12 protein-coding genes are annotated in these 16,713 nt (G+C 69.8%); 1 reads left to right on the top strand and 11 read right to left on the bottom strand.

The genetic code is table 11. The features are described from left to right. Window positions 1–72: 72 nt before the first annotated feature. Window positions 73–1,740 (top strand): amidohydrolase, encoded by a 1,668-nt coding sequence (locus LGR54_RS14270; protein ID WP_370638205.1) that lies wholly within the window; start codon window positions 73–75, stop codon window positions 1,738–1,740. Window positions 1,741–1,802: 62 nt separating this feature from the next. Here the strand turns inward: LGR54_RS14270 and LGR54_RS14265 are convergent, their stop codons facing one another. The 11 genes from LGR54_RS14265 to LGR54_RS14215 form a co-directional block, all read right to left on the bottom strand. Then, entirely contained in the window at window positions 1,803–3,260 is a 1,458-nt protein-coding gene (locus LGR54_RS14265) for an amidase (RefSeq protein ID WP_230362661.1), read from the bottom strand. A gap of 45 nt (window positions 3,261–3,305) precedes the next feature. Beyond that, entirely contained in the window at window positions 3,306–4,484 is a 1,179-nt protein-coding gene (locus LGR54_RS14260; protein WP_230362660.1) for an MFS transporter, read from the bottom strand. A 41-nt stretch (window positions 4,485–4,525) separates the two neighbouring features. Continuing rightward, entirely contained in the window at window positions 4,526–5,812 is a 1,287-nt protein-coding gene (locus LGR54_RS14255; protein WP_230362659.1) for a protease, read from the bottom strand. Between the two features lie 217 nt (window positions 5,813–6,029). Beyond that, the gene (locus LGR54_RS14250; protein WP_230362658.1) at window positions 6,030–8,390 is read right to left on the bottom strand and encodes a xanthine dehydrogenase family protein molybdopterin-binding subunit; all 2,361 of its coding nucleotides are present in this window, start codon (window positions 8,388–8,390) and stop codon (window positions 6,030–6,032) included. Window positions 8,391–8,401: 11 nt separating this feature from the next. Next, the gene (locus tag LGR54_RS14245; RefSeq protein WP_230362657.1) at window positions 8,402–8,857 is read right to left on the bottom strand and encodes a (2Fe-2S)-binding protein; all 456 of its coding nucleotides are present in this window, start codon (window positions 8,855–8,857) and stop codon (window positions 8,402–8,404) included. 17 nt (window positions 8,858–8,874) lie between these two features. Continuing rightward, window positions 8,875–9,714, bottom strand: a complete 840-nt coding sequence (locus LGR54_RS14240) for a xanthine dehydrogenase family protein subunit M (protein ID WP_255607629.1) — start codon at window positions 9,712–9,714, stop codon at window positions 8,875–8,877. Window positions 9,715–9,808: 94 nt separating this feature from the next. Beyond that, complete coding sequence (locus LGR54_RS14235; RefSeq protein WP_230362656.1) at window positions 9,809–10,819, bottom strand: ABC transporter permease; 1,011 nt, start codon at window positions 10,817–10,819, stop codon at window positions 9,809–9,811. After that, window positions 10,812–11,864, bottom strand: coding sequence for an ABC transporter permease (locus LGR54_RS14230; RefSeq protein WP_230362655.1), 1,053 nt, complete (start codon window positions 11,862–11,864; stop codon window positions 10,812–10,814). The genes LGR54_RS14235 and LGR54_RS14230 overlap by 8 nt, the downstream gene beginning before the upstream one ends. Continuing rightward, entirely contained in the window at window positions 11,861–13,414 is a 1,554-nt protein-coding gene (locus LGR54_RS14225; protein WP_230362654.1) for a sugar ABC transporter ATP-binding protein, read from the bottom strand. The genes LGR54_RS14230 and LGR54_RS14225 overlap by 4 nt, the downstream gene beginning before the upstream one ends. A gap of 128 nt (window positions 13,415–13,542) precedes the next feature. Beyond that, the gene (torT, locus tag LGR54_RS14220) at window positions 13,543–14,631 is read right to left on the bottom strand and encodes a TMAO reductase system periplasmic protein TorT (RefSeq protein WP_230362653.1); all 1,089 of its coding nucleotides are present in this window, start codon (window positions 14,629–14,631) and stop codon (window positions 13,543–13,545) included. A 135-nt stretch (window positions 14,632–14,766) separates the two neighbouring features. After that, entirely contained in the window at window positions 14,767–16,713 is a 1,947-nt protein-coding gene (locus tag LGR54_RS14215) for a hydantoinase B/oxoprolinase family protein (protein ID WP_230362651.1), read from the bottom strand.

Here is a 16,713-nt window from a genome sequence, read left to right as displayed (position 1 = left end):
GCTTGGCGGCGGGCAAGGAGGGCGGCTAAGAATGTGATCAAATTTTTAGCCAGCCAAATTGGGGAGCAACCCGTGTCGAGTGCCGACGTCATTATCGAGAACGCCCGTATCCTCACGATGGACCCCGCGCGGCCGTTCGCCGAGGCCATCGCGCTGAGGGGCGGCACCATTCTCGCCATCGGTTCGCGCGCCGAGGTGGCGGAGGCGGCGGGCCCGGCGGGCCGGCGGATCGATGCCGGCGGCGCCAGCGTGCTGCCCGGCCTCATCGACAGCCATATCCACTTGTTCACAGGCGGCGCCCAGCTCGCCAGCCTGTCGCTGGCCGGCCTTACCGGCTTCGAGCGGATCGCCGCCGCGATTCGCCAGCGGGCGCAGACCGACGCGTCCCGGGTGCTGATCGCCGAGCAGGCGGCCTACTTCATGTTCGGCGACGACCAGCCGATCACCCGCCAGCTGCTCGACCGCGTGCTGCCGGACCGTCCGCTCGCTTTGTTCGCCAGCGACCACCACACCATGTGGGCGAACACCAAGGCGCTGGAGGCGGCCGGCATCCTGCACGGCAAGGACGTGCCGCCCGGCAACGAGATCGTCATGGGCGCCGACGGGCTCGCCACCGGCGAGCTACGCGAGTTCGAGGCCATGGCACCGATCTCGTCGCTGACGCCGACCGGCGGGCGCGAAATGCTCGGCCTCGCCGGCCACGAGCCGAAGACGCCGCCCACCGCCGCCGACCGTGCCGTCGACAAGGAGATCATCAAGCAGGGGCTCGCCTATTGCGCCTCGCTCGGCATCACCAGCTTCCACAACATGGACGGCAATTTCTACCAGTTCGAGCTGCTCGGCGAGATCGAGGCCGCCGGCGAGCTGATCGTGCGCGGCCGGGTGCCGTTCCGCTTCACGCCGGGCATGGCGCTCGCCGAGCTGGAGAAGGCGGTGGAGATGCGCGCGCGCTGGCATTCCGACCGGCTCAAGGCGGATTTCGTGAAGATCTTCATGGACGGCGTGGTCGAATCCACCACCGCACACATGTTCGAGGACTATATCGGCTCGCCGGGCGTGCGCGGCGCCTCCTATTTCGAGCAGGACGAGTTCGACGCCATCTGCACCGAGATCGACCGCCTCGGTTTCCAGATCACTGTCCATGCCATTGGCGATCTGGCGGTGAACCGCACGCTGAACAGCTATGAGGCGGCGCGGCGCGCCAATGGCGCCCGCGACAGCCGCCACCGCATCGAGCATATCGAGGTACTGGCGCCGCGCGACCTCAACCGCTTCGCCGAGCTCGGCGTCCTCGCCTCGATGCAGCCGACCCATGCGCCGGGCGGCTACTATCCGCCGGAGCCGATCCTCTCCATGATCGGCCGCGAGCGGATGAGGCTGGCCTATCCCTGGCAGACCCTGCGCAATACCGGCGCCCGGCTGGTCTTCGCCAGCGACTGGCCGGTGGCGCCGCTCGATCCGCTGCTCGGCATCATGACGGCGATGACGCGGGGCCCGGTGTTCGAGGGCGCCCCGGATGAGCGCCAGAGCCTTGAGGATTCCATCGCCGGCTTCACCCGCGACGGCGCCTATGCCGAGTTCGCCGAGGCGGGCAAGGGCGTGCTGAAGCCGGGAGCTGTGGCCGACGTGGTCATTCTCGACGGTGACATCGAGAAGACCGAGCCGGGCGAGATCGAGGCGATGAAGGTGGCCGCTACGATTTGCGGCGGCCAGCTCACTTATGAGCGCGGCGCCGCGTAGCGCGCCCTCCGACCCGGCGAGGATACCGGGTCGGCCCGAGCGGGTCAGTCCCGTGGGAAACGTCAGTCCTTGCGGGACAGGCTGATCGGCGGGCGGCGCTGGAACCACGGGGCCGCTTCCTCGACGCGGGCGCACAGCCCGAGCAACTGCTCGTCACGCCCATAGCCGGCGGCGAGGTGGATGCCGACCGGCAGGCCATCCGGCGTCCAGTGCAGCGGCAGCGAGGCCGCCGGCTGGCCGGAGGCGTTGAACGCCGCCGTGAAGGGCGAATAGGCGAACACCATTCCTGGCCCCATCCGGTAGTCGACATACTCCTTGCCGGCATGGTTGAAGCGGCCGAGCTTCGCCGGCGGCTCGGCGAGCGTCGCCGTCAGCAGGATGTCGTAGTGCTGGAAGAAGCCGGCCATCTCGCGGCCATAGGCGTGCACCTTGTTGACCGCCTCGAGATAGTCGGCGCCGCTCACCGTGCGGGCATAGGCCATGGCGGTGCGGGCGACGTTCTCGATCTCGCCTTCCTCGAGCGGGCGGCCGCGCCGGCGCACCGCGCTCTCGACCGACAATGCCGTGCCGCACGCGACCACCTTGGTCCAGGCCGCCATCATGCCGGCGCTATCGGCCTTGGGGCGGGCCTCCTCGACCTGATGGCCGAGGCTCTCCAGCAGCCGCGCCGTCTGCTCGACCGCGGCGCGGCATTCGGGATGGATCGCCTCGCCGGTCAGCGTGGTGGTGATGAAGGCGATGCGCAGCGGCTTGTCCTGCCGCTTCAGCGCGGCGCCGAACGAGGCTTCCAGCGGCGGAGCCGCATAGGGTGCGCCGAGATCGATGCCGTGGGTGGCGTCGAGCAGCACGGCGGTATCGCGTACCGAGCGGGTGAGGAAGCCGTCGATCGCCATGCCGGCCCAGCCTTCGCCGACATAGGGGCCGTCCGGCAGGCGGGCGCGGGTCGCCTTGAAGCCGAACAGGCCGCAGCTCGAGGCGGGAATGCGCACCGAGCCGCCACCATCCGAGCCGTGCGCCACCGGCACCATGCCGGAGGCCACCGCCGCCGCCGCGCCACCGGAGGAGCCGCCGGTCGTGTGCTCCGGGTTCCACGGGTTGCGGGTCGGCCCGCCATAGACCGCGGCCTCGGTGGTCGGGCCGACGCCGCCTTCCGGCGAGGTGGTACGGCCGAAGGTGACGAGGCCGGCCATCTTCAGCCGGGCATAGATCGAGGAATCCTGGCCGTAGCGCGTGTTGGCGAACAGCCGCGAGCCATTATTGGACGGAAAGTCGATGGCTTCGGCGCCGAGGTCCTTCAGCAGGAACGGCACGCCCTTGAGCGGGCCATCCGGCAGCCCTTCGGCGATGAGGCGGCGCGCGACACCCTCTTGCTGCAGCACCACGGCATTGAGCTGCGGATTGAGCGCCTCGACCCGGCGCAGCGCCTCGTCGAGCAATTCGGTGGGTGTCACCTCCCGCCGGTGCACGAGCTCGGCCAGCGCGACGGCGTCGCAACTCTCGAACAGATCACTCACACTCACCTCGAACTCCCGATATCCGGCGTGTCGTCACGCCTAGGCGAAGGCTTACGGATCGGTGCGCAGCGTTGCCGACGGCGGCGGCGAACGGAGCACCAGCGCAGCACCGGCGAACAGGGCGCAGGCGAGCGCGACGAAGGCGACCAGTCCATGCGTCGTCACCTGCATGGCGACGCCGGCGAGGGTGGGGCCGACCAGCGCGCCCACGCCCCAGAACAGCCCCATGCCGGCATAGATGCCGACGATGTCGCTGCCGGAGAAGCGGCTGCCGATGATGGTGAGCATGATCGTGTAGATGCCGACGAACAGCCCGCCCCAGACGAAGAGCAGCGGGTAGATCGTCCATTCGGAGGCCAGCGCCCACGGCCAGGCGGCCGCCCCCAGGGCGGAAAGCAAAGCGAGCACGATGATGAGCTTCTGCCGGTCCATCTTGTCGCCCAGCCAGCCGATCGGCAGCTGCAGCACGATGGCGCCGAACATCATGCAGGTCATCAGCTGGGTCGCCTGCGCTTCCTGCCAGCCGACCGACATCGCGTAGAGCGTCAGGAAGGTGAGGCCGGCGGTCTCGACCGCGGCGTTCAGCGCGGTGGCCGCCATCGCGACCGGCGCAAGGCGGATATAGCGGAACGGGTTGCTGTGATGCGGCTGCTCGATCACCGGTGCCGAGATCGAGGGCGACACCACGAAGGCGGCCGCGCACAAAGCGAGGCCGGCGCCGATCGCGTAGGGCAGGAAGCCCTGCGAGCCGGCGACCGAGAGGATCAGCGGCCCGAGCGCGAAGCCGACCGACATCGCGGCGGTATAGGCGCCCATGGTGCGGGCGCGCGAGGATTCCGAGCTCAGCGCGTTCAGCCAGGTCTCCGACAGCACGAACAGCACCTCGGACGCGGCGCCGAGCAGGATGCGCAGCGGGAACCATAGCCAGACCAGCGGCATCGCGGGGAACAGGCAGAGCAGCAAGGCGGCCATCAGCAGCGAGCCGATCACCGAACGCCGCAGGCCGAAAAACGCAGTGAGGCGCGGCAGCAGGAAGGCCATCAGCAGCACGCCGATCGCATGCATGGCGGCATTGGCGCCGATCAGCGCCTCGCTCAGCCCTTTTTCGGCGAGATCCAGCGCGATCAGTGCCGCGCTCAGGCTGTAGGTCAGCCCGAAGACCGTCGCCGTGGCGATGATGGCGACGCGCGCCAATATGGTGTTGCCGGTTGCCGGCTGCATGATGGTCATTCCCCCTCCGGGCCGCGCCGCGCGGCGGCGGCCCGGATTCCCTAGATGGCTTGCGGTGTCCGGTTGCGCGGGGCCCCCCGACCCATGCGCTCCGGCAGTTCGACGATGGCGGACAGGGCGCGGGCATAGTCGAGCACCAGGCCGGGCGTCCAGGCCATCAGCTCGGCGCGGCGGCGAATGACGCCGGCGGCCCAGAATTCCGGCAGCATCAACAGCCGCACGAGAAACCAGGGGGAGCGGACCTCCTGCGCGAACAACCCTTCAATGGCGGCGTCGAGCGCTTTGGCCACCGAACTGGAGCAGTTGCGGTTGGTCAGGTTGTAGGTGGTGTTCTCGCGGTAGGACGCCCAGAAGGCACGCAGCGCCCCGACATCGAGGCCGGTAAGCTCGACCCGCCAGCTCGACGGGCACCATTCGGCGCTTTCAAACGCGTAGCTCGGCTGGAACTTGCCCGGCACGTCGTTTTCCCGCGTTGCGCGCAGCACGCGGGTGAATTGCGAGCCGTCGCGGTCGATCTCCACCGCCGGATAGTGGCTGATATAGACGTCCGGCCCCGCTTCCAGCGCCGCATGGCCGGTGGAGATCACGCCGTGCTCGTCCAGAGCCGCCACGTAGCGGGCGATGCCGCGGCCGAGCCCGACGAGATCGCCGGTCGGCGTCCAGACATGCACGGTGAGGGTGCCGACCATGGGAGCGGCCGGGTCCTGTTCCGGGACGGCGGGCGCGCGGCCGCGCGGCCAGCCCTCGCTGAGGATTCGCGCCACCGGCATGCCCTTGGGCAGGCGGCGGATGCGTCCGGCCGTGACCAGCAGTCCATAGGCGGTGACGATCAGCAGCGTGCCGACATCCTCGCCGACTTCGCCCCGCCAGCCGGTCGGCCAGGGCAGGAACGACCAGAGGCCGAGCAGGAACTCGATGCCGGCGGCGACCAGCGAGCGCCGCCAGCTGGGGAAACGTACCACCCAGGCGCTGGCCGCGCGGAAGCTCGCATCGGTGACGAGGAAGGTGCCGACGAGGAAGCCGATGAACATGTCGCTTCCCCACGGACGGATGATGATCAGCAAGGAGATGGCGACCATGATGCCGGCCTTGCTGAAGCGCAGCGCCCGCCGCGTGCCGGTGCTGCCGAAGCCGGCGGTCAGCGAGGCGGCGGCGTCAAGCAGCAGCGGCACGGTGAACCAGTGGGCCGGAATCCGCCATTCGTCGCTGAGCGCGTTGATGAGGATGGCGCTTCCCATCGCCAGCCAGACCAGACCGATGATGCCGACCACCCACCATTTGTCCCGAATCGCCCGGGCTCCGATCAGCAGCATCAGCACTTCGATCATGGGTCACCTTGCAGAAACGCGCCGTTTCGCGGTTGGCGGCCGCGACGAGCGATCTCCGGTAGCATGAAGGGGGGCGGCCGAGAACGAACGGCCGCCGAGGTGGCCGGAGCCTATCAATCCATGCTTCGGTTCGGCAAGCTTTCATAACGTTGTCAACGCTCTGGCGTTAGCAACCGATGAAGAGCGGTGCTTGTGCGGGGCGCAAGCCGGTTGCGGATCAGCCCTCCGCCATGCCGTGCGGGCGTACCAGATTGTCGTCCCATTCCGGCAGGATGTGAGGAAAGGCGAGCTCGGGCTGGCGCCCCAGCATCAAGGCGAGCACACGCGGCGGGGTCAGCGGCAGCTCCTGCACGCGCGTGCCGGTCGCGTTCGCCACCGCGCAGGCGATGCTGGCCCCGACATTGAGGATTGGTACCTCGCCGGCGCCCTTGATGCCCATCGGCCCGAGCGAAGGAGCCCCCTCGAACAGGTCGATCTCGACCGGCACCACGTCGGCGGCCAGCGGCACGCGATAGGTCTCGAAGCCGTTCTGGCAGATCCGGCCCCCGGCGTCGATCGACACCTCCTCGTGCAGCGCATAGCCGAGGCCCTGCACCACCCCGCCCTGGATCTGGCCGCATATGGCGCTGCGGTTGAGCGCCCGCCCGACATCCTGCACCACGCGATAGGCGAGCACCTCGACATGGCCGGTATCCGGGTCGACGGCCACCTCGCAGTCGTGGACGGCGAAGACCGGGATATCCAGCGCGTCGATGAAGTGCCCGGCGGCGCAGCCGGGGATGGCCGGCACGCCCTTGCGGGTGAAGGAGCCGGTGCCGGCGACCGGCCCGGTCAGCGCCTGCGCCTGCGCCGTCACCTCGGCGAGGGTGAAGCCGGCGCCGTTGGGGCCGGCGATCTCGATCCGGCCGTTCTGCACCATGAGGTCGTCGGGCGAGGCGTCCAGCATCTGCGCGGCGACCTGCATGAGCTTGCCGCGCACCTCCTGCGCCGCCTGGAGGCTGGCGGCGCCCAGCGAAACGGTCTGCCGGCCGCCGCCGACGCCGACATCGTAGCCGGCGGCGTCGGTATCGGCCTGGCGTACCACCACGTCTTCCGGCCGCATGCCGAGCGTGGCGGCGACGATCTGCGGCAGGCTCTGCATCATCGAGCCGGAGCCGATCTCGACCCCCGAAGTGACCAAGGTGGCGCTGCCGTCGGCGTTCATGTTTACCGTCGCCGCCGAGGGGCCGGTGAAGACGAACCAGGTGCCGACCGTGGTGGCGCGGCCGTAGAGCCGCCCGTCGTCGGCCTGATGCGGCGGCGCGGCGGCACGCAGCGCCTGCATGCGGTCCAGCATCGGGCGCAGCACGTCGCCCTCATAGACCTGTCCGGTGGCGCCGAGGTCGCCGTCGCCGAGCACGTTGCGCTGGCGGAATTCCAGCGGGTCCATGTCGATGGCGGCGGCGATCTCGTCGGTGTGCCGCTCCAGCGCGAAGGTGTTGTAGACGCCGTTGCAGGCGCGGAAGGCGCCGTTGGGGGCGGTGTGGGTGTAGACGGCGCGGGAGGCGAGGCGGGTGGCGCCGAGCCGATAATTGCCGCCCAGCGTGTGGGCGGTCATGGTGGTGAGGAAGATCTGCTCGCCGCCATAGGCGCCGCAATCCATCAGCACCACGGCTTCCCGGCCGGCGATCTCGCCCTCCCGCGTGACCGCCGAGCGGATGCGGATCTCGGCATTCTCGCGGAACAGGCAGGTGAGCATCTCCTCCTCGCGGGAATTGACCAGCCGCACCGACCGCCCGCTGAGCTTCGCCAGCAGCGCGGCGAAGGGCTCGATGGCGATGTCGAATTTCAGCCCGAAGGCGCCGCCGACCGGCGGCACCGTCACCCGCACCTGCGAGGCGGGAACGCCGAGGAAGCGGGCGGTGGCGTTGCGTACCGTCCAGGGCACCTGGGTGGAGGTCTCGATGTGGAAGCGGCCTTCCTCGTAATTCGCCACCGCCGCCCGCGGCTCGAACGCCATGTGGTTCTGCCGCCCGACGCGGAACGTGCTCTCGACCACCGTCACGTCCGGCCGGGCGAAAGCGGCATCGACGTCGCCGCGCACCACCGTCGCCTCCCAGGCGACGTTGCCGGCGCGCGCGCCGCCCTCCAGCAGTACCTCGTAGTCCCGCCAGCCGGCATGCACCAGCGGCGCGCCGGGCGCCAGCGCGGCCTCCATGGTGAAGAGCGCCGGCAGCGGCGCGATCTCGACCTCGATGGCGTCAAGCGCCGCCTGCGCCTGCTCCAGCGTCTCCGCCGCGACGGCGGCGAGCGGCTCGCCGACATAGCGGATGATGTCTTCGGCGAAGAGCGTGTGATCGGCGATGCCGATGCCGACGCGGCCGGGCGCATCGGCGGCGGTGGCGATCGCCCGCACGCCGGGCATCGCGGCGGCCTTGGTGACGTCGAGCCGCACGAGGCGCCCCGAGGGCACCTGCGCGCGCAGCACCGCCGCGTGCAGCATGCCCGGCGCGGCGCGGTCGATGGTGTAGCGGGTGCGTCCCATCAGCTTGTCGCCGGCGTCGCGGCGGCGGAACTCCATCACGGCGTCGACGGTCATCGCGGTCCTCCTCAGGCGCCGGCGGCGTCGAGCGCCGCCGCGACGATGCGCTCATAGCCGGTGCAGCGGCAGGCATTGCCGGCGAGGGCGGCCTGCACCTCGTCGCGGCTCGGGCGCGGCGTGTGGGCGAGAAAATGCGTCAACGTCACCACCATGCCGGGAAAGCACATGCCGCATTGCACCGCGTCGTGCTCGGCGAACTTGGCCTGGATCGGGTTGAGCCGGCCGCCGGCGGACAGTCCCTCGACGGTGCGGATATCATGCCCTTCCGCCAGTCCCGCCGGGGTGAGGCAGGACAGCACGGGTACGCCGTCCAGCTGCACGGTGCAGGCGCCGCAAAAGCCTTCGCGGCACACCGGCTTGGCGCCGGTCAAATGAAATTCGTCGCGCAGCACGTCGATCAGCGGCGTCATCGGCTCGGCAAGGGAGCGCCTCGGCTCGCCATTGACGGTCATCTCGATGGGCATGGGACCTCCTGTCGGGATCAGTGGAGCGCGGCGACGGCGCGCCGGACCAGCGCCGGCAACACCGCGACCCGGTACCAGCCCGGCGCTTCCACGCCGTCGCGGCCGGTGAAGTCGTCGGCAAGCTCGGTGGCGAGGCGATGGACGGTGCCGGCATCGAGCGGGACGCCGGCCAGCGCAGCCTCGAGACGGGTCCAGCGGCGCGCCACCGGCTCCACCGAACCGACGGCGATGCGGGCCTGCGCCACCCGTCCGTCCGCGTCGCGGGCGACCGACAGGCTGAGGATGGCGGTCGGGTAGTCGCCGGCCTTGCGCAGTGGCAGTCGGGCATGGGCGCTGCGGGCGGCGGTACGCGGGATCACGACGCGCGTCAGCAGCTGGCCGGGCTCAAGCGATTGGCGGATCGAGAGAAATTTCTCCAGCGGCATGCGCTCGACCGCACCGGGCGAGCGGATCTCCACCTCGGCATCGAGGCAGAGCAGCGCTGGCACGAGGTCGGCGGCGGCGAAGTCGGCGGTGCACAGATTGCCGCCGATTGTGGCGGCGCGGCGCACGGCGGGGTTCGCCGAGCGGCCGGCGGCCTGGGCGAGCACGCGCAGCTCCGGGGCCTCCGCCAGGGCGCCGGCGAGGCGGTCATGGGTGACGCCGGCGCCGATGGCGACGTGGTCGCTTTCGATCTCGACGCGCCCCAGCTCGGGCACCCGGCCGAGCCCGACATAGGCGCTCCGCAAGGGTTCGTGGCGGATCGGCGCCCGCATGATCCAGGTGCCGCCGGCCAGCGGCGCCCCCTCGCGACCGCGCTCCGCGAGGGCGTCGAGGGCGGTCGCGAGGGAGGGGGCGAGATAGAGCGAGGGGGTCAACGAGATACCTCCAAAGGCGGTCTCGGGGCGTGTCCGGTCAGGACGGTGAGGTGGACGATGCGGCCGATCTGTCCGGTGAGGCCGAAGCCGCGCATCAGCGGCGCTCCAGCCGCAGCCGGTCGAGCACCACGCCGGCGATGACGATGGCGCCGAGCACCACCATCTGCACATAGCCATCGATGCGGGCGAGGTTCATGCCGTTCGACAGGATGGTGACGAACAGCGCGCCGACGACGGCGGTGCCGACCCCACCGCGCCCGCCGGCGAGGCTGGTGCCGCCCACCACCGCCGCGGCGATGGCTTGTAGCGACAGCGAGCCGCCGAGGTTCGGTTCGCCGGAGCCGGTGCGCGCCGTCATCATCAGCGCCCCCAGAGCCGCGAGGCAGGAGCACAGCACATAGGTGGCGACCAGCAGCCGCTTCACCGGCAGGCCGGCCACCGCCGCCGCGCGGGGATTGGTGCCGATGACATAGAGCGCACGGCCATAGACGGTGCGGGTCAGCACGAGGTGCAGCCCGATGCCGACCAGCACCGCGATGACGATCGCGGCGGGCACGCCGAACACGCTGCCGCCATAGAGCAGCTGCGAGAACAGGTCCGGCACCCCCTGCACCGGCCGGCCGCCGGAGATGGTGGTGGCGATGCCGATGGCGATGTTATAGCTGCCCAGCGTCGCCACGAAGGGGCTGACCCCGAGATAGGCGACCACCACGCCGTTGAACACGCCGCAGGCGGCGCCGAGCGCGAAGCCGGCGGCGAGACCCATCACGAGCACGGTGAGCGGCTCCTGGCCGCCGGCGACCCCGGCGGCCATGGCGAGCGCGGCGCCGACGCTGACCATCGACACGGTCGGCCCGAGAGCGAGGTCGAAGCCGCGGGTGAGGATCACCACCGTCTGCGCCATGGCGAACAGAGCGAGGTAGCTCGCCTGCTGCACGATGTTGACGAGGTTGCCGGCGCTGAGCACGGCGGAATCCACCGTGGCGAAGCCGAGCAGCAGCAATACGAGAGCGATGGGCAGCGCCGCCTGCCACAGGAGCGACAGCAGGGCGGCGCGGCGCTCGGCCGGCGCCGGCGTGGTGGGAGAGGTGGAGAGGTCAGACACGGGACTTCCTCCGCCGGCCGAGTTCGTCCAGCGCCACCGCCGCCACCATGATGACGCCGAGGAACACCGGTTGCAGGCGCGAATCGATGTGGAGCAGGTTGAGGGCATTGCCGAGAATGGTGAGGAACAGCGCGCTGACCGCGACGATCTCCACCCGCCCGACGCCGCCGCGCAGGCTGACCCCGCCGATGACGGCGGCGGCGATGGATTGCAGCATCATGCGGTCGCCGCCGAAGCTCGCCTGCCCGGAGCCGACCTGGGCGGTGAGCAGGATGCCGGCCAGCGCGGCGAGCACGCCGGACAGCACGTAGGTGCCGACCAGATGCCGGCGGATGCCGACGCCGGAGACGATGGCGGCATCGGCATTGCCGCCGATGGCGTAGACATAGCGGCCGAACAAAGTGCGGCGCTGCACGAACACCATCACCGCCAGCACGATGAGCGCCACATAGATGGCGGTCGGCAGGCCGAGGAACTGGGCGCGGCCGAAATCGCGCACGAAGCTCTGCGGCATGCCGTAGACCGGGATGCCGGAGGTGATCATCAGCGCGACGCCGGCTGTCGCCGACATGGTGCCGAGCGTGACCACGAAGCCGGACACCTTCAGCCGGGCGACGCACAGCCCGTTGATAAGCCCGACCGCCGCGCCGCTGCCGAGCCCGGCGGCGACGCCGCAGGCGATGGCCATCAGGTCATTGCCGGGGAAGGCGGCGGCGGCGATGCCCATCACCTTGGCCGTCACCACGCTGGCCAGCGCCACCACCGCGCCGACCGACAGGTCGAAGCCACCGCCGATGATCACCAGCGCCTGCCCGCAGGCGACGATGGTGAGGAAGGCGGCGTTGCGCAGGATGTTGAGGATGTTGATCGGCCCGTAGAATTGCGGGTCCGCGGCGGACATGCCGACCACCACCAGGATCAGCAGCGCCGGCAGGAAGCCGATGCGCCCGATGAGGCCGCGCGCGGAGGCGGCGATGCCGGGACGGGCGGCGAGGGCGGGGGCGTGGGGCGTGGAGGCGTTGGGAACCGAGGCTTGCACGCTCATGCCGCCTCCGTCGTCGCCAGATGCTCCTTGAAGAAGGAGGCGAGCACGTTCTGCTCGGTCTTCTCCGTGCCGCTGAGCTCAGCGGCGATGCGGCCGTGATGCATGACATAGAGGCGGTTGGAGAGCGCCAGCACCTCCGGCAGTTCCGAGGAGACGACAATCACCGCCGCGCCCTCGCTCACCAGCTGCTTCATGAATTCATAGACCTCGAGCTTGGCGCCGACATCGATGCCGACACTCGGTTCGTCGAACAGGAAGACCTTGAGGTCGCGGGTCAGCGCCCGGCCGAGCATCACCTTCTGCCGGTTGCCGCCGGACAGCGCGCCGGCCGGCCGCTCGATATTGGGCGGGCGCAGCTTGAGCCGCTCCATGGCGGCGGCGACGAGGCCGCGCTCGCTGCCTTGCCGCAGCAGGCCGAAGCGGGCGAAGCCGGGCAGGTCGAGCGCGGTGAGCGAGGCGTTCTCGCGGATCGGCCGCGACAAAGCGAGGCCCTCCGCCACCCGGTTGGCCGGGAAATAGGCGACGCCGCGCTTCAGGCTCGCGCGCGGGGTCGGAGCGTCATAGGGCGTGCCGTCGATGCGGACCGTGCCGGCGGCCACCGGCTCCAGCCCGTAGATCGCGCGCACCAGCTCCGACTTGCCGCAGCCGACCAGCCCGGCAATGCCGGTGATCTCGCCGGCGCGGGCGTGGAAATTCACCTCCTGCACCGAGCCGTCGGCAAGCGTGAGGCCCTCGACATCGACAGCCACCTCGGCCGGGGCGTGCTCGATGGTCGGGAACAGCACGTCGATGCGGCGGCCGGTCATCAATTCGACCAGCTCGCCATCGGTGACCCTGGCCGCGTCGAGGGTGCGGATGTGGCGGCCGTCGCGCAGCACCGTCACCCGGTCGGCCAGCGCGCGGATCTCGCGCATGCGGTGCGAGACATAGATGAGGCCGACGCCCTGCGCCTTCAATTTGGCGATCAGTTCGAACAGGCGGCCAGTCTCGCGCTCGGTGAGCGAGGCGGTCGGCTCGTCGAGGATGAGCAGGCGGACCTTGCCGAGCAGGGCCTTGGCGATCTCCGCCATCTGCTGGTGGGCGCGCGAGAGATCGTCGACCCGCCGGCCGGGATCGAGGTCGAAGCCGAGCTCGTCGATCAGCGCGCGGGCCTTTTTGCGCATCGCCCCGGCGCGTAGCACGCCGCCGGCCGATATCTCGCGGCCGAGGAACAGGTTCTCTTCCACGGTGAGGCTCGGCACCAGCGAGAATTCCTGGAACACCGGGCTGATGCCGATGGCGCGCGCTCGCTGCGGCGAGAGATGGCGGATCTCCTCGCCGTCGAAGCGGAACGTGCCCTCGTCCGGCGGGAAGGTGCCGGAGATGACGTTGATCAGCGTCGACTTGCCGGCGCCGTTCTCACCGAACAGCACGTGCAGCTCGCCCGCCCGCACGTCGAGATCGACATGCTCGAGGGCGCGCACGCCGGTGAAGCGTTTCGATATGCCTTTCAGCTCCAGCAGGGGCGCGCCGGTGGGCGCCGCCTGCTCGTGCTCTGCGCTGGTGTTCATCCGATGTCCTACAGTCGCCGCTCGCCTTCGGTCCCGCGAGGGGATCGATGCAGTTCCCGGGCCACGCGAGGCTCCGTGCGCGGGGACACGCACGGAGCCTCGACGCGGTACCGGCGCCCGTGGGGGTCCTACTTCGCCTTGACGGAGTAGACCGGGCTCCAGCTGGCCGGGGCGAGCACGAGGTCCATCTGCAGGTTCGGCACGGTGGTCTTGTCGATCACCGCGGCGATCGGCTGCACCAGGCTGATCACCGGCTTCTTCTCGATCAGCCGGATCGCTTGGTCGATGGCGATGGCGCCCTCGCCGACCGGGTACTGGGTGGCGAAGGCGAGGATGTCGCCGCGGGTCAGCGCGTCGAGCATCGCCTGGTTCTCATAGGAGGAGATCACCTTGATGTCCGAGCGGCCGGCCTCGGCGACGGCGCCGATGGCGGCCTCGGCGGTGGGGGCGCTGCCCCAGATCACGTTCATCGACGGATAGGCCTGCAGCGCGTCCTGGATCAGCTGCAGCTGCACCGCGACGCCGGAATCGCCGAACTTCTCGCCGAGGATCTTGGCCTTCGGGTTCTTCGACACCGCCTTCTTGAAGCCGTCATTGAAGGCTTCCGCCCAGCCCGAGCCCGCCGGGCCGGGGAAGGTGACGATGTTGAGGTCCTCGTCGGGCTTGGACTGCGCGAGCAGGCCGTCGCCGGTGACCTCGCCCATGGCGAAGAAATCGACATAGTTGGCGGCCGGCAGCGCGTTGGGCGGCAGCGGATTGGTGACGCCGACCACCGGGATGCCCTTGGCCTTGGCCTCCTCGAACTTCTTCATCAGGCCGGCGCCGGAGATCGCGCCGACGATGATGGCGTCGGCCTTCGCCGCCATGCAGTCGTCGAACTGGGAGAGCTGCTTGGGCAGGTTCTCGTAGCCGCCGGCCTCGTAGAGGGTCATGTTGACGTTGGAGGTCTCGGCCTGCTTGACCACGCCATAGGCGACCGCGACCCAGAAGCTGTCCTTCATGTGCGGGAACAGCACGCAGATATTGTAGGGCTTCTCGGCCTTGGCGAGCGGGGTGTATTCCGCCGGCACCGGCTTGCCCGAGGAGCTGTCATAGATCTTCATCGGGAACCACTTCGTCTCCGCCGCGGCGGGCGACAGCGAGGCGGCGGCGAAAGCGAGGAGGGCGGCGCCGGCGAGGGCGCGGCGCTTCACGCGGGAGAGGGCGGTGGTCGGCATGTCTCTTCTTCCTCTGGTTGGTTTTTGGCGGGAGGAGACCGGCGGGATGACCCGTCGCCTCCTCTCCGAACGCACTGCGTCGCGCCGCCGGAGCGGCAAAGAATGTCGCGGCGAAAAGGTTGCGGCGACGAAGGCTCAGGCCCAGCCGGCGATCGAGCGGCGCTCGAACACCTCGCGGAACTGGCGGGTGGATTCCGGCAGCAATTCGCCGGTGCCCCAGTCGAGGATCACCGCGTGCTGGCGGATGGCGTCGAGGGCGTCGATCTCGCCGGCCTGGTAGCGCGCAGCGACCAGCGCCGGGTCGAGGCGGGCCTCGGTGACGCGGCGGGCACGGATGACCTCGCGCAGGGCTGCCGTGGCGGCGAGGTCGATGCGGTACTCGCACAGCTCGGCGTCGATGGTCTCGACGACCACGCCATAGTCCTTGGCGGCGCGCTCGACCGAGACGTAGTCGTCCTTCACGTCCTCCAGCACGAGGGCAGGGTCGCGCTCCAGCGGGTCGCCGAAGCCGCCGCCGCCGGCGGTGGGACGCGAGAACACGTCGCCCTCGCTGATCGGCACGTCGGAGAAGATCGAGCCGAGCCGCTCCTCCTCATCGGCGCCGGCGCGCTTGAGGGTGAGGCCGTGCGGCATGGAGGGCAGGCCGCCCTCGATGCCCCACACCACCGCGCGCTCGCGGTCGCAGATATAGGAGATGACCGTCTTCTCGGCCTCCAGCATCACCGAGGTCTTCACCACGCCGGCGCCGCCGCGCCAGCGGCCGGGACCGGGTGAGTCACGCAGGATCTCGCATTCGGTGGTGAGGATCGGGTTGGCGCGCTCCTGGCCCTCGACCGGCTGCGCCATCATGCCGGTGCCGAAGCAGGCGGTGGTGACGTTGGCGCCATCCTTGCCGTTGCGCCCGCCCCAGCCGCCGGGCAGCCAGTCGTAGAACATGAAGATCGGCTTGTCCGGGGTGCGGGCGTCGCGCCCGCCGGTGAGCAGATATTCGAGGTTGAAGGCGCAGGCGAGCGCCCGCTCCGGCATCAGCTTCGACCACATCTCGTAGATGGCGTTCATGATCTTCTCGAACGGCATCAGGAAGCCGGTCACCGCGACCGGCCACTGGGCGTCGACGATCGAGCCGGCCGGCTTGATGATCTCGAAGCAGCGGTAGAAGCCGGAATTGAGCGGCAAATCGGGGAAGAAGGTCTTCATGCCCGCCGCCACCGCCGAGAAGGTGGTGCCGAAGGCGGAATTGTAGATCGAGCCGATCACCGGGTGCGAGCCGGTGAAATCGTAGATCGCCTTGTCGCCCTTGATGGTGAGCTTGATGCGAATGGGGATCATGCCCTCGCCGCCGGCCGGGTCGCGGTCGATGAAGTCCACCGTCTCCCATTCGCCATCCGGCAGCGCGGCGATGCGCTGGCGTACCGAGCGCTCGACATAGTCCTGCACGGCGGACAGGCCGGTCTTCACCGTCTCGCGGCCATATTTGCCGACCAGCCGGTGGATCTCGCGCTCGCAGACGGCGGTGGCCTGCGCCTGCGCCTGGATGTCGCCGATGATCGAGGCGGGGTCGCGGGTGTTGGAGGCGATGAGGTGGGCGACGTCCTTGCAGAAGCGGCCCTTGTCGAACAGCCGCACCGGGGTGATGCGCAGGCCTTCCTTGAACATCTCCTTCGCCGAGACGTCGAACGAGCCCGGCACCGAGCCGCCGACATCCGACCAGTGGCCGTTGGACTGCGCGAAGGCGATGATCTTGCCCTCGGCGAACACCGGACGGATCAGTCGGACGTCGGAGAAATGCGTGCCGCCGGCATAGGGGTCGTTGATGGCGTAGACGTCGCCTTCATGCATGTCGCCCTCGAAGTGGCGCATCACTTCCTTGCAGGTGAAGTGCAGCGTGCCGACATGCACGGCGATGTCGGCATTGCCCTGGGCGGCGCATTCGCCGTCGGCGTCGTGCAGCGCGCTGGAGAAGTCGTGATTGTAGATCACGAAGGAATAGCAGGTCCGCAGGATCTGCTCGCCCATCTGGTCGACGCTGGTGATGAAGGAGTTCTTGAGGACCTCGAAGGTCACGGGGTCGAGCTCGGTCAT

It is taken from the genome of Ancylobacter sp. Lp-2 (assembly GCF_020523795.1).
Classification (GTDB): domain Bacteria; phylum Pseudomonadota; class Alphaproteobacteria; order Rhizobiales; family Xanthobacteraceae; genus Ancylobacter.
The sequence above is the reverse complement of the archived record's forward strand: the minus strand, read 5'-3'. Positions and strand labels throughout refer to the sequence as shown.